This window comes from Deltaproteobacteria bacterium (genome assembly GCA_016931625.1).
Lineage (GTDB): Bacteria > Myxococcota > XYA12-FULL-58-9 > XYA12-FULL-58-9 > JAFGEK01 > JAFGEK01.
Window position 1 is genome coordinate 1 of record JAFGEK010000133.1, and the last position, 22702, is coordinate 22702.

Below are 22702 nucleotides of genomic sequence, written 5' to 3' on the forward strand. Positions count from 1 at the left end.
AGAGAGTTTTACGTAACTCCTCGTCATTCCTACGAAAGTAGGAATCCAATTCCGATAAAAGTGAAAAATGAGACTAAGAGTCAGCGTTCGCGAGGGTGACGATGAAAAGGTTATTATGGTATTTTTGCAAGTGGCTCTATTGTAAATATAATAATTTCATCCAACTTGAAAATAAGAAATTACACTTGGCGACGTGTATATTCGAGGTGCGAAGAAAGTGGTCAGGCAGTAGCCTGCTAAATTCTCACCTACCCCTCAGAAACCTTGCGCCAAGAGTGAATAGCTTCAAAAACTTTGGCTTTACTGGATGTTTCTTCTTCAAGGTCAAAGTCTTCTTGCAAGCCCAACCAAAACTTGGGCGAGACTCCAAAATAAGCTGAGAGACGCAGCGCCGTATCAGTAGTGATACTACGTGAGCCAGCACATATTTCTGCTATACGAGTTGCGGGCACACCAATATCTTTAGCCAATCGATAACGAGTGATTTCGTTGGGTTTAAGAAATTCTTCTTCTAACACCTCACCAGGATGAATGTTGGGCAATCTTTTTGGGTTTCTTCATTTTTTCATCCTCTGTGATAATCGACGATTTCAAAGTCAAAAGCATCGCCGTTGCGCCAAACAAAAACATATATAAGATTCTCGTTAATTCTTTCTGGATTATTTTCCCATTACATCTGCTAATTGGTTTACATTTTTAAAGTACCGTGCATGTGTTCTAATTAGATCGGCTTCGGAACAAAAAGCTTGCAGCACAATCTCAAAATCTTGATTTCCATTATGTGTTTGCTCAAGCATAGTCCGGAGCTTAAGAATATCTTCTATATCTTTATTTATCTTTATTTAAAAATTGGCGTACTTCTATAAGACGGCCACTCGATCGTTGATAAGCGACAAGAAAATGCGGCGTTGCTCCAAAGTCACCGACACTAGACCCCATGTTGACTTCTTGTGGATCATCTACATGGAGGATCTTTAGTAGATCTTTAAATTGACTATTGATATCATCAAATTCTCTATTTAAATCATTCCAAAATTTATCACGAAAATTTTTAACCATGATATCTTCTATTTAATTTGTTGTCTCTAACTTTCAGCTTTTATCTGCGCTTTTAATACAAGGTGCTGTTCTTGGTAAAGCATATAAAGTAACGACAATCGCTGATGAAAATGCAAAACGGCCACAAGATTTAATGCAACGTAATTTTTCTGCAGAGGTGACTAATAAGCTCTGGGTAGCAGATTTAACATTTGTGTCAACTTGGCGAGGATTTGTTTATGTAGCTTTTATTGTTGATGTATTTTCTCGCTATATCGTGGGCTGGAAGGTTGATTCATCATTGCATGCTGAGATTGCCCTTGCTGCTTTAGAGCAAGCTATTTATGCAGATAGTACCGACAATGGCTTAATTCATCATAGTGACCGAGGCATGCAATATTTGTGAGATTGATACTAGAAATAAATCACTGAAAGTTTATTCTGATAGGCACTATTTGAATTGGAATTTTTTCGTAAAATAGTCGCCCTTATATTCATTATTATCAACCACGCTGACGCTGATTTCAGCCGGTTTCTCACAATAAGCATTGAGACCGGGATTATCGACCATACCTTGCACATCCCACTTTCCCTTGCCTTTATTGATGGCTTTCTTAACGTCCCTGATTGTGAAAATCGCGTCGTTTCCGCAGATCATTTGGATGTTGAGTTTCGACTTTTTTCCCAGCGCTTTTCCGGGGTATTTTACCTTCAGAACAAAATCAACGACCCATTTATTCTTTTTAGTGGAAAGTATCTTGATATCGTTGATTTGCGGAACATAGGGAATGATATTGATCTCTTTTTCTTGAGAGACTCCCTCAGGCGTCTGCAAGACAATAGCCCTAGAGCCAAGTTTTGCTTGCTTATCTGCGAAGAGTATCACTTCCCATTTTTTCTTGCCCTGCTTGCGGTTATAATCAGATATGCCAAGCTCACTGATTTTCTTAACAGCAATATTTACCGCCGGATTTATTTGTACTTCTGAGATAGACTTAAAAGCCTTTGAGATAATAACGATCCGTGAATCCTTATCAATTGTTACTTGCCCCGGAAAACAACATTCGATTTCTAACCCTGGCGCTGTTTTACTCTGGGCAAAGACCATACCAACCGGCAAAATGCTAAGCAACAAAAAAACATGAAAGTAAACTCTGGTTTTATTCATTTCAACCTTCTATTGAAAGTAAAACTACTAAATATACAGTCTAAAGCAGCCTAAAGAGTTCGTTTCCGCAGGGAAAGCGCCCGCGTGAGCCTATTTCTTTTTAAGAATCGCCGTCGATTTACCGTTGAGTCTATATTTGAGACTTGTTGCATTAGCCGCAACAAAAAAGACCAGATGGCACTTGGTTTCCTTTTTCTTGAACGTCGCAACTATGCAGGGTTTCTTCGTCTTCTCGTCGTCTCCTTGCTTTAGTGACACCACCGTGTTGCCTGCCTGAATTAGCTCCATCATGCTACCATCTTCGACCTTGTCGAGCATCAGGCACGAGTAATCCTTGGTGATGTCGGTACAAATAGCGGCGAGCGGCCACTTGCGCTTCGCTGTGCCAGAGAGAGCGACATTATTGGTACAGAGAGTCTGATTGTCCGCGGTGGCTTCTATATTCATATCGAGAATGATCGACCTCATGTTCTGGGGCGCCTGAATCGATTTTGCGGTGCTAGCCGTAGCTTCTTTGAGGCCTTCAATCGTCATCTTCCATGCGCCGACCTGCAACTTGGCAGGGTAGGTCGCAGCTGCGCTGCCGCGTGCTGCCAGCAAGTAGCCAGTGATTGACAGGCATGTCACGAGTATCGCTATCGACTTATTCATTGTCATGTTGTCTCTTTTGGCTAGAGTTGTCATAAAGTATATCTGTCATATAATACCGATCTCGTTCAGGCTGCAAGGACCTATAGCTAATTATAAGATCCTCGGCTGTTATGCTAATGTATTTCGTGCCACAGCACATCTGTAATGGGCTATTTTGCCTTGGCTTCGAGGCTAGATAATAACTTTACATTTACGCGATCAATTCGCGTTAATATATTATCTGTAAAATCATCTTTAGCCTTATACCATGACTGAGATTCAAAGAATTTTTGTAGCTCTGCGTCCTCAAACTTTTTACCATGTCGCGCAAATATGGCATTGCGATAAAGCCGTAACTTTTGCTTAGGAAGAAAACGTAAAACCCGAGCCCATATATGGCTAAGAGGTTGCTTAAGACAGTTAGGCAATACTAACTACTCTTTAATCCATTTCTGAACTTCTTGGTTTTCACCAAGCACCTTCATTTGTTCTGGGCTTGGACGAAACCCCCGCGTGCCCACAAGCGCGATAGCCAAAGCATCGCGCAGTTCGCTGTCATTTACGACTGTTTGCCTCCTGACTGCACAAGTCAGCATACCAATAGTATATGGTTGTCTTTAAGGTAAAAGCGTTAACGAACCCTCTTCAAGTGATATTTCGTAATAACCATGTTCATCCCAGGGTAAAATGCGACCATTTTGCCTAAGCGTACCGCCATCAATTAGTACGCGCAGATAACTGTGACGCGGAAAATTAGCTGGCAAACTCCAGGTCCAAGTCATGGTGCTGCCACGAGTTGTAGGCGTGATCGCCGAAAAAAACTCTTGCGCCACCCAGTAGCTTCCGATCTTAGCCACGGTGTCACCCCAAACGTCATTTAATGCTTTAAGGTATTGCATACTGCCGGTAATATTGACCGCAGGTACTAAGCAGCAACCAATATTATCATTGGCCGGGTCTATTTGATGAAACACCAGCAAAGCCCAGCTTGCATTGGCGCGAGCGTTGTCAATTACTTGCTCGAAAGTTTCTTGCCGATCATCAAGCCCACCCCACTCTGTACCCGCTGCAAGAAACGCCGGCATACTATACTGATCAACAAGGTCGTATGGCCAAAGCATACCTTCCCATAAACCTCGATGGAATAATAATGGTGTAGCTTGGGCAAATGTACCCCAGTCGTCATCACCATAAGGTGCTGCCATACTCCAAACACCATACTGTCCAACTGTATCAATAATCCAAGTGGCGGTATCGCTTAATTCGCTCTGCCATGTGGCCCCAGTTGGTGGGTCAGAGTCAAAAGTCCAAAGGCACGACCCAGGCTCAAGCACACCAGCAGCGCTGATCTCACAATGGTTATAGGTATGGTTACCAAGCTCATGACCCTCTGCCTGCCATTGCCTAAAAGCAGCCGCCCGCTGTTCATCGCTATAAGCTGATTCAGTGGTTGGATTGAGATAGAATGTCATTGGCACACCGGGAGCCTTTAAAGTCGCATAATTCTCAATCTGCGAGTCAAGCGAGTCATCAAAGGTGTATGAAACCGCCCCGGTAAAACCAGCCCAGTCAAGCACCGTTAGGTTTTCTGGAGCACCGTTTGGCCTGGGTACTCCCACCCCAGGCGGATTAGGAAGCATCGAAACCGGACTTTTTCCTTGAACAAAAGTGGCAGTCACCGAAATGTCGGCGTTCATTACTACCGAGATCTGCTTGGCGGTGCTGCTGATATCACCACTCCAGTCAATAAAAGCATCGCCAGGGGCAACAATGGCGATCAATGTTACTTCTGTGCCTTCATCATAAGTATATGTGCCTGCTACCGGAAAGGTGCGGCCATTACCGGCGGTAGTAATGGTAAGGGTATAAGTAATAATTTGCGCATACGCATCGATGGATGCGAGGCTAAAAACGAAAACAACAACACTTAATATAAGCTCACCAATTGTTCGGCGGGCATTCATGATGTACCTCGCAAAAAGCATTCAAAAGTGGCAATAGTCAGCCACTCTACCACTAAAATTCATAATTGAACATCCTGATATTCACTCAAAAAAATCAAATCCCATGCTTGTAAAAAAATCAAAAAAAACCAAAAAACTTACTAGCAGTGTAGTATCGCTAAGGCTTAAATTAAATCAAGACTACCTCCTTAAGTTTGGAGTGGACTTATACTGACACATCATGACAATGATTTATTACGCACGATAGCTTGATAACGGTTAATTAAATGAAAGGTGACGCATAATGCCAACAAAACAATTTCTGGCGGTCAACCTCATTGCAATTACACTAGCGGCATGTACTAACAATACTGGCAAGGGCGAAGCTTCGTGTGTAATTACCAAGAACCAAGACGGCTCTAAAACTATTAGTTGCGCAAACAATGACACACTCACCGTCTCAAAGCAGGCCCAAGGCGGTGATGCTTGTTCAGTTACCAAAAACCAAGACAACACTATAACTGTCAACTGCGGTATAACTGAGGTCACGATTGAATATGGCCCCGGACTCAATGGGCTCGATGGACTCAATGGGCACTCGTCGCTGGTTGACATTATCCCAGAGCCAGTAGGAACAAATTGTGGTACGGGTGGGCAAATGGCCCAATCGGGTTTAGATCAAAACGACGATGGCTTGCTTAGCGCCAACGAAATCCTTACTACTCAATACATTTGCAATGGGATTAACGGTACTGATGGCTCCAATGGCACCAATGGCACCAACGGAACTAATGGTACTAATGGAATTGATGGCGTAAACGGTATAGATGGCGTAGATGGCGCCAATGGTCACAGCTATTTGTTCTCGATCAGTGACGAATCGGCTGGTGCAAATTGTACGAGCGGTGGCAAAAAAATTGAATCCGGCCTTGACAACAACGACGATGGTATTCTCGATGACGGCTCACTTGCCGCTAATGAAGTATCTTCTACTCAATATATTTGTAATGGTGATGTAAGAAGTTCAATTTACGGTAACGGCTCAGATGGGGCAGTTAACATCTCCGGGGTTGTTGACTGGGTTACCACCCCACCCTCTTTAACCATGCAGTTCACTGATTTAAATATCTCTGGTATACTAACTGTACCAAGTGGTCTTATTTTGCGTGCCACTGGTAATGTCAATATCTCCGGGTCAATAATAGTTGCAGATAACAATGGCGCCACCTTGGGCATTGCTTCAAGTAGCGCGGCAGTTGGTAATGCGGCTTTTGGCGGTACCGGCGTGAATGCAACACTAGCTCGTATGTTAGTCAACCCCGGTATTTACGGCGGTAGTGTTGGCGGCTCGCAAAACGGTTACCCTGGCAAAGGTGGCGGTACCATAGTCATCCTCGCTGGTGGTACATTGAATATCAGTGGCTCGATTACCGCCAATGGCGGTATGGGCACAACTGACGATACTAAAACAGGGGCGGGGGGTGGTGGGGGCGGTATCGTTGTGCTGGTATCAAAAACATCTATTGCTAATAGCGGAACAATTTCTGCCACTGGTGGAGCGGGCGGTATAGCCACCGGAGCGACTAGTCCATCTGGTGGTGGGGGCGGCGGTATTGTGAACCTTTTTGCTCCGGTGATTACGGCGGGGACAATTGACGTATCGGGCGGAGCAGCAGGCGCGGGCACGAGTATTGCCGGATCTGGCGGGGGCGGCGGCGGTTCTGGTGGCACTGGCGGAAATGCCGGGGGTAGTGGCCCTGTAGATGCTACTGCCGGTTTTGCGGGCTATTCTTTTCAGAATATTACGACTGATCCCGCTGCGTTATTCTTAATATCTACGCATCCGTAATAATCCTTTAAATAATCACCCTATTTAAGCAAAGAATCTGCCTTTTTAAATTAGCGTACGTAAACCCATATACTGGCCCTCTCATAGTTAGGAAGACCGCACATTCCGGCATTAATATGCATGCCGCGAATGTGACGCGAGAAGGTTGAATCAACGTAAATCTTCTTGGTAGTGCCACCGACACCATGAGCTGTTACCGGACAACCTGATCCTTCGCTACCGCAGGCGCTGGCATCGGTTTTGCCATTATCGCAATGCCAATCAGTGCAGTAAAATTTTGCAGACTGATGTTTGCTACTTGTATCGAAGTCCGCAATATTTTGCAGGGTATGCCAGACGTAGCGACCATCAGTTCGTGAATAGTACATAAGCTCTTTGGGTGAAAAAGTGGTGTTAATTAATAGGGCCTGAACTTCATCATCTGGGATCTTGCCCATACTAGCGTCGGGATCTATGCGCATATCAGTTATTGCACTATTGCCACAATAACCGGCGCTGGTATCTAAAGCGCCAACCCGGGTCCACCCACCACCTTGTAAAGTTAAGTCACAATAAACCTGAAAAACTTCACTTTGGGGTTTAACCCAATACATACCATTTCCGTTTGGTACGCCACGCTGCAAAATATCTAAACAACTAAGCCCCGGATTATCTGGGCTGTAGCCAAGAGTTCCATCTGGGCCGGTTGCATCTTCTGGCATAGTGACTTCAGCAGCCGAATCGGCGAAACTTGGATCGTTAGTAAGCGCCACATCTAACACACAGGCGTCAATGATAAATGGATCGCTCAACCCGACATTGCTGCATATTTGTTCGGCCTGAGTTCGATCGCTGGCAGAAAGGATGTCGACACTAATAAAACTATCTGGAAACGATAGATCTGTAAAAGTATCAGTGGTGTTATCATTAAGATAATCAAAAAGGCTCTCTTGCTGAGTGATACGCCACGAATCGCCAAACTGCTTATATAGTTGAGCAAAGCTCGGCGTACTGCTTAAGGCAACACCCTCACGAGTAATAAACTCATTGCTTCTATCTTTGTCAAAGTTGCCTAATAAACCTTCTACCTTACCATGACGTATGCTAGGTAGCACAATCTTAAGATTGAGATATGAGCCTTTGAGACGAACGAGAACTTTACTATCATCAGGCCATTTAATAAGAAAAGCACCTGTACGCGGTTCGATTGTTCCACCTTGTGGCAGTTCAATCACTTCAGAATCTGAGTTTGTCGCACTGCCATTTATATATAATGCGGGCGATCGACCTACATAGATCCCAACACGGTCGTCTGCAACGTTCATTGCTACGGCGTTAGTAACTGATACAACTCGCGAACTATGCCACGGTGTACTGCGGATCTGCACCGTTAAACTATCATCTTTAGAGCGGATGAGCACAAACTCACCGACCCCTTGAAAATCATAAGCTAGGCGATCGAAGGTAATAAGATGGGGGTCACCCCAATCATCTCCCGGTCCTCCACAAGTAGAACTATCGATACATTGCGCTTCGCTTTCACAGCCAGTAGGAGTGCAGCTTCTTGTTTGCTCCATCTGGGTTGTCTCACAGCTACCAGCTCCACAGTCATTATCTTGCCATTCAGTACATTGACATTCGCAGGATGAAGCATTGATGCATTGCGCTTCAGTATCACAGCTTGCAGGAGTGCAACTTCTTGTTTGCTCCATCTGCGTAGGTTCACAGTTGCCTTGTCCACAATCGTTGTCTAACCATTCAGTGCATTGGCACTCGCAAGCTGGGGCACTTATACATTGTACTTCAGTATCACAATACGCTGGCGTACAGCTTCTTGTCTGCTCCATCTCAGTGGGTTTACAATCACCTGTTCCACAGTTGTAATCTTGCCATTCATTGCAATCACATTCACAAGCAATGTCATCTATGCATTGCGCTTCAATTTCACATGCCGCAGGAGTGCAACTTCTTGTTTGCTCCATCTCAGTAGGTTTGCAATTGCCTTCTCCACAATTATTGTTTTGCCACTGGTTACAAACACAGTCAGAAACACATGCACCGCGAACACATTTTGTCCCCGGTTGGCATACTTTACCGCACTCGCCGCAGTTGTTGTTATCTTGCTGTATATCGGTGCAACTACCATCGCAGACGATTTCACTATTAGGGCACTTGCATTTGCTTGAAAGACACTGCGCACCACTCGGACACACGTTGCCGCATTCACCACAATTTTCTTTATCGCGTTCGAGATCGACACATTCGTTGTTGCACACGGTTTCTAAGCAACTCCAGCAAGTGCGCCCATCACAATATTCGCTATTTTTGCATTTGTGATTGCACCGCCCACAGTTATTGCGATCGTGAGAAAGATCAATACACGTATCAACGCCATTAACTTTACATACCGAACCACCATTGGGGCATGACCAACAGGTACGCGCTTCACATGGTGCACCCACCGCGCATGCACGATTGCAGCGACCGCAATGGTTTACGTCGGTTGAGAGATCAACGCATTTTGGAGTTCCCTGAACAACACATATCGATTCACCAATGGGGCAATCGATATTAGCACCCGCAATACTTGGAGTATCATCGCTACTATAAAAATCGCAGCCGTCGCGAGCTGCCAACATGAAGAGTGAAAGTATCCCAAAACCAATGAATGTTATCCAACGGGATTTACTCGACGAGAAAGTGGTAAGCATGCGACACCTATAATCTTTAGTGAGCTGGATTTCGCTTTTGGCAATAACATATTTTGCGAACTTTATAAAAGAAGAAGTGGCAAAATATTTTTTACAATATGCCACTTGCAAAAATCACACAAAAACTCATTCTCGTCATTCTAAGCGAAAGTTTAGAACTTTTCATGCTGAAAAGATAAACTCGCTTCTCTCAACTCGCTTATTAACCCTAAGAATATGTAATTTATTTAAAGACAGACCTCTTAAGTTAATAGGCCGCGGAATATAAATAATGCCCGGGTCATCCGAGCTATCAAAACATATTCGTTTGTTAGCACCTTGTTTTAAGCAGCCCACTTTAACCATCAAATATTCATCAATTTTATCAGGATCTGTAGTATCCCAATTAAAATTAGTCAGTTCATCACGCGATAACTTATAAAGTTTAGCAATAGTATCTAAAGTATCGCCAGACTTAACACGGTGCTCAAGCAATCGAGCGACAATCTTACCCTCAAATGCTTCATGGTCATTTTCTGGGTTTAGTTGCGATGAAAGGGCTCCGGTACGCACGTAGCACAAAGTATCACTCATAGTCGCATCAATAACTATCGAAGTCACTTCTGCATAGCCACTACCAGCAAATGATAAATCGATACGACCAGATGAATCCGTTTTAGCCTTTTGCTTTGCTCCATCTGGCATTTTGATTTCAAATTCAATTTCTTTAATCGGCTCATCGCTAATGTCGTCAACTATTAAAAGCGAAAACGTAGATTTTTGCTTTATTTGCTGTTTTATTGCTTGTTGTTCTTCTGCTTGCTCATCGCTAATAAAAAGCGGTCTCGGCCCAGGAGCACGCACCAATATATACTCACCTTGCAGCCACAACCGTGCAATAAAGGCTACAATAGTATCATCTCTGCCACTAGCGAAATAAGAGCCACCCTGAAAATGAGTATATGCCATCTGCCGCAATGTTAATATGTTTGAGTAGTCCCCTACCATGCTAGATAAATAACTCTTTGCCCAATATTCACTTAAAGCAGGTATAATCTCATGTTCAGGCGGAACATCAACAAAACGTTCAAGAAAAATATAACAGCCTCCGTGCTTATATAATGACCAGTGCCTAGCATTAGTATAATCATTATATTTTACATTATTGGTTAAATTTTTCATACCTTTTCCTGTAATAAAACTATTTACTTTATATCGAGCATTTGTATCCATTTTGTTTGTAATAAAATCATCATTGCTTCAGATCCAATCGTTTAATCGCGTTACGAACAGGTTCATACCCCTCAATAGCTTCTTGTGAGCAGCAAGCTTTTGCCTCATACAAATCCGCTTTAGATATTCGCCCTCTTGATTCACTAAAGGGACGAAATTTTTTAACATCGTATATTAAAGAGCTTCTTAGCGGAAGATTCGGCCGTTTAAGATGAACTTCATGAAATCTAACCGTGGCAAAAAAGACGGGTTCTTCTTTTAATATATTTTTTTCATTCACCTCAATAAGCCATTTTGCTAAACTGTGCTTAGCGCGTTTTTGCGTATCTACAGAAAACTCACAAAGTGACACTATAAATATACCATTTTCTACATGAGCAATTTTTGTATCTCCGACTGGTTCAAAAATCCAAGGACTTTTTGCTTTCCATAATGTAACCCTAACTGATACCGATAGATCTTCGTGTATATTGTCAATATTACCTATAACATTAATCGTAGGTACTTTTCCTGGAGCATTTTTACGTTCAAGATATTCGCACGCAAGCCTAAAATAAGATAATTCAGGTCGCAGCATCGTAAATAATTTTTCGTCTCTATAAGTTACATCTTTCTTTATAATTTTTTTATTCTTCTGGCGCTCAACACATAGTTTATAAGAATACTCGCAGGTATCCCCTTCTTCATACCATTCTGGAAAACTAAACATGGGACTTTTTTTATAACTGCTCATTGTACAACCAATGTACCATTGATATATTACACTCTTTGTATCTTTATCCCAGGTAATATTAGCAGAAAAATTGTCATTGCCCAATGACTCCTTGTCGCCGTTATCTGCTTCTTTTAAATAGAGCACGACCTTATCACCATTATCAATAAGCTCATTGGCGAGTTCGCCCATTTCTAGGTTAAAAAATGTTAGTGTTCCTAAATCTAATGCTGATTTACCCCCAACACTAGAACTGACTTGAAGTTTATTATTAAATGTAAATTGTGATTCATCTGAAGGCACTATCGCGCTTGGTGCATGTGGATACTTAGGTGATATACGATAACCTATTTTACCTTTACCAAAAAGACGATGGTCAAATACTGAAATCTCAGGAGGTTTATCGTTTACTGTGAAGTCAAAATTGCCGTTACTAGCAATTTTCATTTGACCTTTATAGGTAAACTCTTCTATATCATTATTGTCATAGTCAATGATCCATGCAAATACTGCATCGACTTCTTTAATACTAAACCCGGTTGTAGTTCCTTTGATCGCAACTTCGGTTTTAAGTTGTTTTATTTCATCAATTATCAAATTGAGAGTCACTGTTGTGACCGGAACAGCACGAACATTAACATGGCAGGTATAGCCAAGATCTATACTTATTTCATTTCTAGTCTCTACCATTTCAACTCCCTAGCAAATCCGCTTAATTATTCTGGTATTTGGTTTAAATCGTCTTCGTCTTTATAGATATATTCACACGATGGTTTATCGCTTATTTCTATACCAAAAACCTTATAGTCTTTCTTAGGCATAAGCACAAAATGATAGGTTTTGCCTTTTGCTAAATGCTTTTGGTCAAGCAAAGCTTCATATACACCCCCAAGTCCGGTACCATCATATTTAATATTTACTTTTTCAAAGCAGTGCTCAACTAAGCTATTCTTTGCATTCTTTAACACTGACTTTACAGACACCATATTTTCTTTTTCATTTGGTGTGTCACATGTAATCTTGAGCGAATCCACATCACAACAATAGATCTTGGCATGTAAATGAAGATACCCCTCTTCTAAAAATTCTATTGTGAGTGGTGAGATTAGTTTTGGTATTGTATCAATAACAACCTTTGCAGGCTCAATCTTGATTCTTTCTGTATCAAACATAGCATCATCATTAGTTGTTCTTAATTCAACATTAAGCGCTGATTGACCCGCATAACTAGTTGCTTCTCCCTTTTTATTAGTAAGAGAAATCTCAGCGCTACACACCGCCCCTTGAGACGCATCTGCAGTGTTAGGGTTACCAAGCAATTTATCATCTATAAAATATTGCGGATTAGCATTCGACCAATCTTGCTCAGCACCATATAAGTATGCTGTTAATACTATATTTGATTTATTTTGCGTCGTTTGTATAGAAGAAATCATAGGTTTTGCAAGTGTTTTAAAAACATTATCTTTAACAGAACTAAGGCTATCGCTTTTATCAAGTTCTGGTGGTATATCATCCATAGTACTTGAAGGCCCTTCATACGCGTCAACATTATCACCATTGAATGCGCCAAAACTTGTGTTAATAAATACTCGTTCGTTCTTATTCGGTGCAGCAGCTTTAAGCACTTCTAAAAATGCTTCTTTAGGATCAAATTCAAATTTAACTACACCTGATGTATCTAGTTTAGGTTTAGCGATACTGACAACAAGTACTATTCTGTCATCTTTCTTTTCGGGCCATCGCTTTTTTAGACTTTCTGTAACTACTTCAGAGAAGGCAGGTATTTCTTTATTATCTTCTATAACCTTAAGATCTATGGCGCATTTTTCAAATATTTTGCGCGTTTCATCAAGCTTATCACCTTTTTGTGTTTCACAGTCTGCACAATTAATTGCTACTGTAAGCCCATTTGGGTGTAATGCTTGCACAGTAATAAAATCATGTTTATTTCCGTTTTTACCTTGGTTATAATGAGCCCACCACAATAACTCTAAACGCGCAACTAGTTGCGTATGCAATTTAATTTCATCAGAGCCCACCACATTGGCAAACTCTGAAAAATCAAAATGGTCTGCTAATTTGACGTCGTTTGGTTTACCATTTTTTTTACGAATACGTCTAATATACCCATACTCTTTTTCTGTTTCACCTTCTTGAGAATCAATAAATCGACCAAAAAGCCGCAAACACTTTTCAACCTTATTCCATGAAAGCTCACTAGGTATCTGGTTATAGCTTGCAGTAATTTGAAATGTTTTTTTGTTTTTCTTAATAATTGCCTCTTTTATCACAAATGTCACATCAGCATTTTGAGCTTCAACGGCAGCGGCTTTAAGAACATTTTCAATTTCTACTAAATCTTTATCACTTTGTTTTGGAGCATTCGTGGGTTCAAGAAAAACTTTACGACCTTGGTCAGTTACACTGACTACACTAATACTCATTTTTGTTGCTTTGCCAAAAACTTCTATGGCCGTACAAAGAGCAATGGCTATTTGTTTTAACCCTTCAGCCTTATTAGAATATTCCCAAAATTCAAATCGCTCAGTAACATGCGTTCCGGTTTTAAGACCTGTCACATAACTTCCGGTTTTGCTGTCAACAATCCAATTTGCTGTTTGAGTAATATTTTCAGGCAGGCTAAATTTAGCGTACTCAAATTTTAAATACCCAGCAAGCGCCTTAGGGCAGCCTGAAATAAAACGCATATTTATTTTATAAAGCCCAGTTTTAGAATCCTTTTGGGGTTCAAACTTCTCATTTATTATAGGCTGCATTAACTTTATAGTAGTAGGCAATCCCGCTCCACCTTGCTGCTCGGGTTCACCTTGATACCCTTTTATTTTTAGAGTGTACTCTCCCCATAGCGGAACTGTTCTGCTAAGTACAAACATACCTTTGTCATACTTACTCTTATTCTTACCTTCATCATTAGTAATCGAAAATTCTTGCAGCGAAGCTGATTTATCGTTGTTCTCAAGAATAAGTGATATCTCATTAGAGCTCCAACCACGCTCAATCACCACAACAGAAATCTCTTGCCCCGTAACAAAAGGTCCATCGTCGTCAAGAACAAAACCCCACATCACCGGGTCGTGCGCACCTTCAGCATCAGCATTCACCTCATTGAAGTCTTTTATAAGTCGAAATTTCTGGGCGTTAATCGCATTATTTAGTAACCATAAAAAAGAAATCGGATGAACATTAAGTACTTCGGCATGTGATTTGTAATCAGTAATGTCATTTGCTGGCAGCATTGCTTTATCGCCATCAAAGAGCGACAATTCTTCGCCTTTTTTGCCTACAATCGGCACTTCTTGTGGTACTGCAAGATCAATCGACTCTACATCTTGAGCCTTTGGTACTCCATACCAACTAGTCGTAAGTACTTTGGCTATTATTTCATTGTCTGTAAGTTTTAAAAACGATTGTGGTAACATATTATTTCCACGAAGTTTGGGGATAAGATCAGCAATACCACCCGCACTCCACTCTGATATATGCTGCAAAAAAAGCCCTCGCCAACGTGCGCTAATCAACCGCTCAGCATACGTGGTTTGTTGTGCAATATCTTCAGTATCGCAGATATTCAAATAAAAATCTGGTGTAACAATTTTCATTGACTCGGCACGCGCTGGCACAAGTAAATCAAGTTCAAGTGGATCTGCTTTAAAATCGTCTTCTGAAAGCTCTTTTTTAGCAGTCGCAAAAGATATTCTATTTTTCTCTTTTTCACGAGATTCGTAATAATATACCTCAATTATGTATGGCATTGGCCGTGTATCTGTATTTTGCACGGGGTATTGTTGGGTGTTTATAGTTAACTTTAGTGGATAGCATTGTATTCGATATGCAATTTCATCTTCTGCTTTACTAGTAAATGATGGCTCTAAATATTGGGGTTCTTTTTTATCCTTAATATAAAATGACGCCCTTCTCTGAAAAAAATTGCGCAGCTGAATACCCATGGTCTTTAACGGGTAGTCACTATTGGCAGCCAAAAAAACCGCCTTAGCAGCATGCTTATCATCAGCATCTGGTAATTTATCTTCAAAATATTTTTTGGCTTCTTCATCGTCAACTAAGTTGTCTTTCTTAGCAGCATCTACTTCAGCAATTTCAGATACCTTTAGCTTTAGATCATCTTTCGCATAATCAAATAACTTTTCAACAGCCGAGCTACTGTTGGCAGGCGCAAAAACTTCCCAATGTAGCGCACCGTGGGTATCGTTTGATTTAGCGCCTTTTACAACACCAAGCACGGTACCGTAACTCACAGGAAGTAATGCATCAGAAAAAGTAACAACCGCGCCCTGTTTAAGAGCTGCAAAGCCCTGCACAAGATCGCCTGGAGGGTGTTTAACATAACCTAGAGCACGGCTTTCTTTACGCAGGGTTATTGACATAAATTTTGTTAAATCGGTGTTTATATTTTCATGCACTTGGGCTTCAGCATCAGCATCAGCATTAATTTCTTTGGTCGCCCAAAAAATCTTACCCAATTTACCATTTTTTCTATCAAGATTAATAATAGCTGCGTAACGCGCTAGATAAAATTCTTTAAGCCAAGGTGCATTTTTATAAACATCACTTGGATCATCAGGCCAAAGAGATGGTGCCATATGCATATATAGTGAATAGAATGGCAAGTGATCGCCTGTTTCATTTTGTTCGTTATCGAGTTCAACAATTTCATGTCTAACCAGTATAAAACCATTATCGTGCTTGAGAAATTTTTTGTTGTCTTCAGCGCTCGGAGCTTTTGAAATACGCGCAGCAACAATATAACCTGGCGCCATTGAGCGAACATAGGCCCCGTTAGCAGCGTTATTGGTTGGCACTGGCCAATGCACACCGCCATGTAAAGCTCTGTTGGTAGCCAAAGGATAAAAACCATTTTGGGCATGCTCTATTTCATAGAATCCTCGAGCCATACTATCGAGCACATTATCATCTTGCTGAAAAGGAAGGCACAAACCAGCACGAACACCTTTTGAGAGCACAAGACCTGCGACAAATGGTGTTTCTTTATCGCGAAAAATATATTTTCCACCTCGATGTTCATTACCTGGGTCATCAAGCCAAATCTCAGCTTTAGAAGGTAGGGTAGTATTATGTTCAAAAAACTTACTTGCTCGCATAAGGTAAATATAAGCACGACCCCCTTTCCAATTACCTATAACGATATGGATAAGCGAGTGCTTATTTTCATCGAGTTTTCCTAAATGTTCAAACGTAACGTGTGAATCACTATGCAGCGGTGTTAGCATAGCACCCTTACCGATTTGTGGTGAAGCAGGATCAGCGATTAGCAACCAAAGCTTTTGCGTGCCGTCTTTATCGGGCATAATGCAATAACCAGCAATCACCACGAGATGGCCACCAAATTTTTTATCAGTTGATAACCCTGTATAAACAATTACGGGATTGTTAGCTTTAAGTGCCTCGATAGCCGGCTCGAAAACATCTTTTTGCGCCTCAAAACTCGAAGCGATTATTCCGGCTTCTTTAAGTCGCGATTTTGAATCTGTTTTTTCTGATTTAAATAATATATTATCGTTACTACAATTCATATCCGATATCGTATTAAGTAAATTCATTAGTCCATATGACTTAGCTGCTATTGCCTCGGTCTTAGGCATACGAAGATCCATTGGAGCTGTTTTACTAGAACCTCGCCAATGTGAGATGTAGTCGATTTTAGAATTTACTTCGCCAGACACCTTTTGGTAATAGTTCCACAACATCGAAGATGAGGTACGACCACACCAATTTTCAACTTTGGCAATAGGATTGTACTGACCAAGCAATGGTACCCTTATGAAATGGTGTTCTTTGGTAAATTGCAAAATTTCTTCAGGTATCGTATAGGCATCAAAAGGGTATATGCGTTCAAGCGTCTGAGGATCAAGTTCACCCCCAGGCTCAGGCTCATAAATATCGGTTTCATTAACATAATCAATAATGCCACTACTCATTAAACGCCCCTGACTATTTTCTACCTATATGCATGAATCAAGCTGCTATTGTTTTTTGCAGCCGATTGATTTTTGCTTATATGTTATTACATACTGCTTAGTTCTGACTTTGGCTGCTTTGCTAATTAATAAAAATAATTAACTATTAACTTCCTCTATATGCCGGTATTATTTGCAGCTTAGGTTAATATAGATAAAAATTAAGTTCTTATTTATAAGTATTAAAAGGATTAAAAGTTCTGTTGGTAAACAAAAATTTTAAATAGCCATATTTATCGCAATGCGTTGGTCGTACTAAATTTTGATCTCATTACCTTTATAGGAAAACAATTAGTATGTTCCTCGAAAATAAAACCACACATTTTAAACGTCGAGTTATGACCCGAGTCGCTGAGTTGCTATTCTCTCGCGCTGCTCCATTGGCTTTCGAGCGTATTGCTCACGAATTGATTCCCCGCACCGGAAATCCTAACCGCTGTTGTATTCAAAAAGATCGCGAGATCATTAGACAGCGGGTAATTGCAGTTTTAGGTTTTGGCCTCGAAGATACTGAAGAACTCGATCAACGTCTGCTAGCAGACTATGTAAGCGTAGCTCTTGCACGTAAAAAGCCTGATGAGCCTATTTTGTCATTCATTAATGACGCCTGCCAGGCATGTGTAAAAGCCAATTACTATATAACCGATGTATGTCGAAATTGTGTAGCTAAGCCATGTATTATCAATTGTCCAAAAAATGCTATCGAAGCTGATGAGCAAAGGGCCACTATAATTAGCACTAAATGTGTTAACTGCGGTATCTGTCAGAAGGTTTGTCCATACCATGCAATTGTATATGTGCCAGTCCCCTGTGAAGAATCGTGCCCGGCGGGAGCTATTCAAAAGAATGCCGAAGGTCGAGAGTTTATTGATTATGATAAATGTATTTTTTGCGGCAAATGCATTCAGGCTTGCCCATTCGGAGCAGTGGTCGAAAAATCTCAACTTGTTGAAGTAATTGTTTCGCTGCTTTCTACTAAAAAGACTGTGGCCATGATTGCTCCAGCTATTGCAGGACAGTTCGATGGTGGGATTGCAAGACTGGCTGGCGCTCTTAAAGCTCTCATCTAATAGAGGTTATGAACTGTGAAGGCGGGTGCATAGCTGGACCCGGCGTTATCAGTAACCCTAAAAAGGCCCGCATACGACTTGATACTGCTTTTGATGAAAGCTAATAGTGCCAATTAACTCAGGAAAACTAATTAACCAGGGTCATTGGCGAAATTTAGCAACCGACTATTCTTTAACCTGAAAATGTCGCATTTTATGATACTTTTTTAGTGTTTGGCATTTTATATGCTCAGATGATATTGCTAATTAACTAGAATAATATGAAAATTTATACAAAGATTAATTATTGGAATATCTAATTGAATTTTTCAGCAGCTTTTCAGTAACTATAAATTCTACAGATGAATTACCTACACACTTTATATGATATAAAAAGATATTGATTATTTTGTTTTTGTTTTATGATATTTTTATATCTATTAACTTTTTTACTAACCAGCAACCATGGTTATACTAAAGAACATGAATGCCGTTGTGCCATTTGATGCAAATAATAAAGAACAGCTGTTACCTAAGTTAACTCATTATCTCGACTATTTTCGCGCGCTCTCAGAAGTTGCAAAAGCGTTAACTAAAAGCCTAAAACTTGACGATGCTACATCTACTATCGGAGAAGCCATAACCCAACTTCTTAAACCACGCGATTGGTCATTATTGCTTATAGATGAACCAACCCAAGAGCTTTACTTTGCTGTTGCTATGGGCGAGGCTGCTGATAAGATTAAAAATTTACGCTTGAAAATTGGCGAGGGTATTGCTGGCTGGGTCGCTGAGCATCGTGAGTCATTATTGGTACCCAAAGTCGCTGACGACCCACGCTTTTGCCCGAAAGCTGATCAACTCACCAGTTTTCACACTTCAAGCATATTATGCGTACCATTAATATGCCGTGATCGTGTTCTTGGGGTAATCGAGCTTATTAAAGGTGGGGATGATCCCGAACCATATCAAGAAGAACATCTTGAATTACTAACACCAATTGCTGACTTTGCTGCTATAGCCATCGATAACGCCATTACTTTTGAACGTCTACAAGATATGACGATTATCGATGAGTGGACCGGTCTCTACAATGCACGCTTCTTACATCGTTTTATTGAAGAAGAATCACGTCGTGCCAAACGCTATCGCCATGATCTAAGTATTGTATTTATCGATCTCGATCATTTTAAGCAGGTCAATGACACGCATGGTCATTCGGTAGGTTCAACTCTGCTATGTTATATTGGTGATGTTATTAAAACCTGTATTCGCGATACAGATCGCGCAATTCGATATGGTGGTGATGAATTTGTTATTGTCATGCCCGAAACCCCAAAACAAGGTGCCATTATTGTTGCCGAACGCCTACGCCAAAATTTAGCTGATAATGAATTTGTGGTTGGCAAAGCAATTATAAAAATTACTGCAAGCATGGGAGTAGCTGCCTACCCAGATGATGGCAGCGATGGTCATGCAGTGCTTGGCATTGCTGATCAATCAATGTATCGAGCCAAAAATTGCGGGCGAAATTCAGTGATTGGGGCTAATTTATAATCTCCCACGATTTACATTTGAAAAAATGCAGATATTACTTGCTAAGTATATCGATGTGAGCTTTGAGCAAACTTAAATTATCAGTTTGTTGTTTAAGCTTTTAACAATTATGCGAGGTTAATAAACAAGTGCTATGATACCGTTTCGTGAGAAACTAAAAAATACCGTTATTGTATTTGATGGTGCCTTAGGTACTATGTTTTATGCAAAAGGTGTCTACCTTAATACCTGTTTCGATGAGCTAAATTTAACTGCACCACATATGGTACAGCAAATACATCAAGAATATATCCAAGCAGGCGCTGATGCCGTTGAAACCAATACTTTTGGTGCTAGTAGCTTCAAATTAGAAGGCTATGGTCTAGTTGAAAAACAAGAAGAAATTCATTTAGCTGGCGTTCGTTTGGCACGCGCTGCTGCTGGTCCTGACCGTTATGTTGCTGGTGCCATTGGTCCAATGGGCGCCCCCTTAGAACCATTGGGTCGTATAAATGTTGCTCAAGCACGCGAAGATTTTAAAAGACGCTGTCGCGCCCTAGTTAAAGGTGGTGTTGACCTCATCATTCTTGAAACCTTCATCTACCTTGATGAAATTGAACTTGCCATTAAAGCATTGCGTGAAGAGTGTGAACTACCCATAATTGCACAGTTAGTACTCGGTAGTGAAACCCAAATTGCCTCGGGCACACCTTTGACCGAAGCTATTGATAAACTCGCTTCTTTTGCACCTGACGTTATCGGTTTTAACTGCGCTGTCGGCCCCAAAGAAATGCTGGGAGCACTTGAACAAGTAGTCAACCGTACTAACATCCCATTCTCACTCATGCCTAATGCAGGTATGCCAAAATTTATTGATGGTCGTACTATCTATTTAACCTCACCAGAATACCTAGCTGAATATGCTAAACGTTTTATTCAAACCGGTGCGCATATTGTTGGTGGTTGTTGTGGTACTACGCCAGATCATATTAAAGCCGTACGTCGCGCGGTCTCGGCGCTGCAACCTCCTACTAAACGCATCGACATTACCCCAATAACCAACGACAATGCCCCTGAAGTACGTCCGTTAGCGCGCCCAGAAAAATCGCGCTTGGCTGCACGCCTCTCTCGTGGAGCATTTGTTACTATATGCGAGCTTGTCTCTCCTCGCGGCATTTCAGCGACGCGCGAATTAATTCGCGCACGTCAACTAGCTTTTCATGGCGTTGATGCTATCAACATCCCTGATGGTCCTCGTGCTAGTTCACGTATGTCAGCTTTAGCATTAGCCCTGTTGATTCAACGTGAAATCGGTATTGAGGCTTGTCTACATTACACTTGCCGTGATCGCAATATCATCGGCATGCAAAGCGACCTATTAGGTGCTTGGGCTTTGGGCATCCGTAACATTCTTGCCGTCACCGGTGACCCACCTAAACTAGGCAACTACCCCAATGCCACTGCTGTATTTGATATAGATGCTATCGGGTTAGTAAGTCTACTTAGTCGTTTGAATTTTGGCTTAGACTTAGCTGGGCATCCTATTGGCGACCCAACTGGTTTTCACGTAGCCGTAGGAGTAAATCCCGGCGCCATAAATCTTGATGAAGAACTTGATCGACTTGAGCGCAAAATTGAAGCTGGCGCTGAAATGGTTATAACTCAACCTGTCTTTGATCTCGATTTGTTCGAACGTTTTTATAAACGTATCGAGCCGCTACGCGTACCTTTAATTGCTGGCATATGGCCATTGGTGTCACTGCGTAATGCTGAATTTTTAAACAACGAAGTACCCGGTGCGCATGTACCAGAAGCAATTATGCAAAAACTTCGTGCCGCCACCTCAAAAGATGATGCCTTAAAAATCGGCGCTGCCGCCGCAAAAGAAATGTTACAACAACTGCAACCACATACTAACGGCGTGCAAATTGCCGTGCCTTTTGGCAAAGTAGATATGGTGCTTGAAATTCTCGAAACAGTTCTTTGTTAAGGGCCCCTTTTTTAAACTTGCTTTTCTTGCTATATTTGCTTGCACTTCCTTTAAATTTCACTAACGATGCTTAATTAGATTATTATGTTATCCCTTTTTGTAGAACTATATAAATATCGGCAATTATTAATGCGCCTGATTGGTCGTGATTTACGCGTACGCTATAAACGCAGCGCCCTTGGTTTACTTTGGGCTTTTGCTGAGCCATTATTTATGATGGCTTTATTTTCTTTAGTCTTTTCATTTTTTTTACGTATAAATACGCCTAACTATCCGGTGTTTGTTTTGTGCGGTATAGTTGTCTGGAGCTTTTTTCAAACTGGTGTTGTTTATTCTTTAACCGCAATCTCTGGCAATTCTGGGCTGATAAAAAAAATCTATTTTCCTCGAGAAATTTTGCCTCTAGCTACCGTCTTTGGTCGCTTTGTGCACTTTTTTTTATCATTATTATTACTAACGCCATTTTTGATTTGGTTTAATGTTCCTTTTACTTTGGCGCTCTTATACTTGCCAATATTAGCTTTAATCGAATTAGTATTAGTCTGTGGTGCAGCTTTAATGCTAACCGGTTTTTGCACTCTCTATGAAGATGTAGCCTTCTTAGTTAATTTTGCCTTTATGGGTTTGTTTTATGTTTCGCCGGTGTTTTATCCAGTTGAAATGATTCCATTGAATTTACGTCCTTGGTATATGTTAAATCCTGTAGCTTCTTTAATTAGCGCTTATCGCAGTGTTTTATTAGAAGGTCATATTCCAGCTTTAGCAGATCTTGCACCTGCCATCATTTTTGCTCTTATCTTATTAGTTATTGGCACTAAAGTATTTCGTCATATGCAATGGCAGTTTGCTGAGGTTTTATAAATTA

Annotated in this window: 17 protein-coding genes; 6 read left to right on the forward strand and 11 right to left on the reverse strand. The window is 41.1% G+C overall.

The features are described 5' to 3' along the window. Positions 1-248: 248 nt before the first annotated feature. Positions 249-542, reverse strand: a complete 294-nt coding sequence (locus JW841_11170; protein MBN1961497.1) for a HigA family addiction module antidote protein — start codon at positions 540-542, stop codon at positions 249-251. A 286-nt stretch (positions 543-828) separates the two neighbouring features. Further along, on the reverse strand, positions 829-1059 hold the full coding sequence (locus JW841_11175) for a hypothetical protein (GenBank protein MBN1961498.1): 231 nt from the start codon (positions 1057-1059) through the stop codon (positions 829-831). 133 nt (positions 1060-1192) lie between these two features. Between JW841_11175 and JW841_11180 the strand changes: the two genes are divergently transcribed. Beyond that, the gene (locus JW841_11180) at positions 1193-1444 is read left to right on the forward strand and encodes a DDE-type integrase/transposase/recombinase (GenBank protein ID MBN1961499.1); all 252 of its coding nucleotides are present in this window, start codon (positions 1193-1195) and stop codon (positions 1442-1444) included. Between the two features lie 45 nt (positions 1445-1489). Here JW841_11180 and JW841_11185 read toward each other — a convergent pair whose 3' ends face one another. The 5 genes from JW841_11185 to JW841_11205 form a co-directional block, all read right to left on the reverse strand. Then, positions 1490-2206: a hypothetical protein gene (locus JW841_11185; protein MBN1961500.1), complete on the reverse strand. Its 717-nt coding sequence runs from the start codon at positions 2204-2206 to the stop codon at positions 1490-1492. A gap of 90 nt (positions 2207-2296) precedes the next feature. Further along, positions 2297-2890 carry a hypothetical protein gene (locus JW841_11190; GenBank protein ID MBN1961501.1) on the reverse strand — a complete coding sequence of 198 codons (594 nt, stop codon included), beginning with the start codon at positions 2888-2890 and terminating at the stop codon, positions 2297-2299. A 116-nt stretch (positions 2891-3006) separates the two neighbouring features. Next, on the reverse strand, positions 3007-3264 hold the full coding sequence (locus JW841_11195; protein MBN1961502.1) for a YARHG domain-containing protein: 258 nt from the start codon (positions 3262-3264) through the stop codon (positions 3007-3009). 6 nt (positions 3265-3270) lie between these two features. Continuing rightward, a complete protein-coding gene (locus tag JW841_11200) occupies positions 3271-3432 on the reverse strand; it encodes a hypothetical protein (GenBank protein ID MBN1961503.1) in 162 nt (53 codons plus the stop codon). Between the two features lie 21 nt (positions 3433-3453). Next, complete coding sequence (locus tag JW841_11205; GenBank protein MBN1961504.1) at positions 3454-4800, reverse strand: polysaccharide deacetylase family protein; 1347 nt, start codon at positions 4798-4800, stop codon at positions 3454-3456. A 283-nt stretch (positions 4801-5083) separates the two neighbouring features. Here JW841_11205 and JW841_11210 point away from each other — a divergent pair, with 283 nt between their 5' ends. Next, complete coding sequence (locus JW841_11210; protein ID MBN1961505.1) at positions 5084-6628, forward strand: hypothetical protein; 1545 nt, start codon at positions 5084-5086, stop codon at positions 6626-6628. A 50-nt stretch (positions 6629-6678) separates the two neighbouring features. Here JW841_11210 and JW841_11215 read toward each other — a convergent pair whose 3' ends face one another. From JW841_11215 to JW841_11230, 4 genes are all read right to left on the reverse strand, one after another. Then, positions 6679-9246, reverse strand: a complete 2568-nt coding sequence (locus JW841_11215; GenBank protein ID MBN1961506.1) for a VWD domain-containing protein — start codon at positions 9244-9246, stop codon at positions 6679-6681. A gap of 234 nt (positions 9247-9480) precedes the next feature. Beyond that, positions 9481-10479, reverse strand: coding sequence for a LysM peptidoglycan-binding domain-containing protein (locus JW841_11220; protein MBN1961507.1), 999 nt, complete (start codon positions 10477-10479; stop codon positions 9481-9483). Between the two features lie 70 nt (positions 10480-10549). After that, entirely contained in the window at positions 10550-11932 is a 1383-nt protein-coding gene (locus tag JW841_11225) for a hypothetical protein (protein ID MBN1961508.1), read from the reverse strand. Positions 11933-11958: 26 nt separating this feature from the next. Next, positions 11959-17223, reverse strand: coding sequence for a C39 family peptidase (locus JW841_11230; GenBank protein MBN1961509.1), 5265 nt, complete (start codon positions 17221-17223; stop codon positions 11959-11961). Between the two features lie 377 nt (positions 17224-17600). On the opposite strand from JW841_11230, the gene JW841_11235 reads away from it, so the two are divergent. From JW841_11235 to JW841_11250, 4 genes are all read left to right on the forward strand, one after another. Further along, positions 17601-18332 carry a 4Fe-4S binding protein gene (locus JW841_11235; protein MBN1961510.1) on the forward strand — a complete coding sequence of 244 codons (732 nt, stop codon included), beginning with the start codon at positions 17601-17603 and terminating at the stop codon, positions 18330-18332. A 462-nt stretch (positions 18333-18794) separates the two neighbouring features. Beyond that, positions 18795-19868: a sensor domain-containing diguanylate cyclase gene (locus tag JW841_11240; protein MBN1961511.1), complete on the forward strand. Its 1074-nt coding sequence runs from the start codon at positions 18795-18797 to the stop codon at positions 19866-19868. Between the two features lie 133 nt (positions 19869-20001). Beyond that, positions 20002-21837, forward strand: a complete 1836-nt coding sequence (locus JW841_11245; GenBank protein ID MBN1961512.1) for a bifunctional homocysteine S-methyltransferase/methylenetetrahydrofolate reductase — start codon at positions 20002-20004, stop codon at positions 21835-21837. A gap of 84 nt (positions 21838-21921) precedes the next feature. Continuing rightward, on the forward strand, positions 21922-22698 hold the full coding sequence (locus tag JW841_11250) for an ABC transporter permease (GenBank protein ID MBN1961513.1): 777 nt from the start codon (positions 21922-21924) through the stop codon (positions 22696-22698). The last annotated feature ends 4 nt before the right edge of the window (positions 22699-22702 follow it).

Excerpts from the sequence above, each read along its gene's own strand:
- JW841_11175 (MBN1961498.1), bottom strand. The coding sequence starts at position 1,059 with ATGGTTAAAAATTTTCGTGATAAATTTTGGAATGATTTAAATAGAGAA.
- JW841_11180 (MBN1961499.1), top strand. The coding sequence starts at position 1,193 with ATGCAACGTAATTTTTCTGCAGAGGTGACTAATAAGCTCTGGGTAGCA.
- JW841_11185 (MBN1961500.1), bottom strand. The coding sequence starts at position 2,206 with ATGAATAAAACCAGAGTTTACTTTCATGTTTTTTTGTTGCTTAGCATT.
- JW841_11190 (MBN1961501.1), bottom strand. The coding sequence starts at position 2,890 with ATGACAACTCTAGCCAAAAGAGACAACATGACAATGAATAAGTCGATA.
- JW841_11200 (MBN1961503.1), bottom strand. The coding sequence starts at position 3,432 with ATGCTGACTTGTGCAGTCAGGAGGCAAACAGTCGTAAATGACAGCGAA.
- JW841_11205 (MBN1961504.1), bottom strand. The coding sequence starts at position 4,800 with ATGAATGCCCGCCGAACAATTGGTGAGCTTATATTAAGTGTTGTTGTT.
- JW841_11210 (MBN1961505.1), top strand. The coding sequence starts at position 5,084 with ATGCCAACAAAACAATTTCTGGCGGTCAACCTCATTGCAATTACACTA.
- JW841_11215 (MBN1961506.1), bottom strand. The coding sequence starts at position 9,246 with ATGTTGGCAGCTCGCGACGGCTGCGATTTTTATAGTAGCGATGATACT.
- JW841_11220 (MBN1961507.1), bottom strand. The coding sequence starts at position 10,479 with ATGAAAAATTTAACCAATAATGTAAAATATAATGATTATACTAATGCT.
- JW841_11225 (MBN1961508.1), bottom strand. The coding sequence starts at position 11,932 with ATGGTAGAGACTAGAAATGAAATAAGTATAGATCTTGGCTATACCTGC.
- JW841_11230 (MBN1961509.1), bottom strand. The coding sequence starts at position 17,223 with ATGAGTAGTGGCATTATTGATTATGTTAATGAAACCGATATTTATGAG.
- JW841_11235 (MBN1961510.1), top strand. The coding sequence starts at position 17,601 with ATGACCCGAGTCGCTGAGTTGCTATTCTCTCGCGCTGCTCCATTGGCT.
- JW841_11240 (MBN1961511.1), top strand. The coding sequence starts at position 18,795 with ATGAATGCCGTTGTGCCATTTGATGCAAATAATAAAGAACAGCTGTTA.
- JW841_11245 (MBN1961512.1), top strand. The coding sequence starts at position 20,002 with ATGATACCGTTTCGTGAGAAACTAAAAAATACCGTTATTGTATTTGAT.
- JW841_11250 (MBN1961513.1), top strand. The coding sequence starts at position 21,922 with ATGTTATCCCTTTTTGTAGAACTATATAAATATCGGCAATTATTAATG.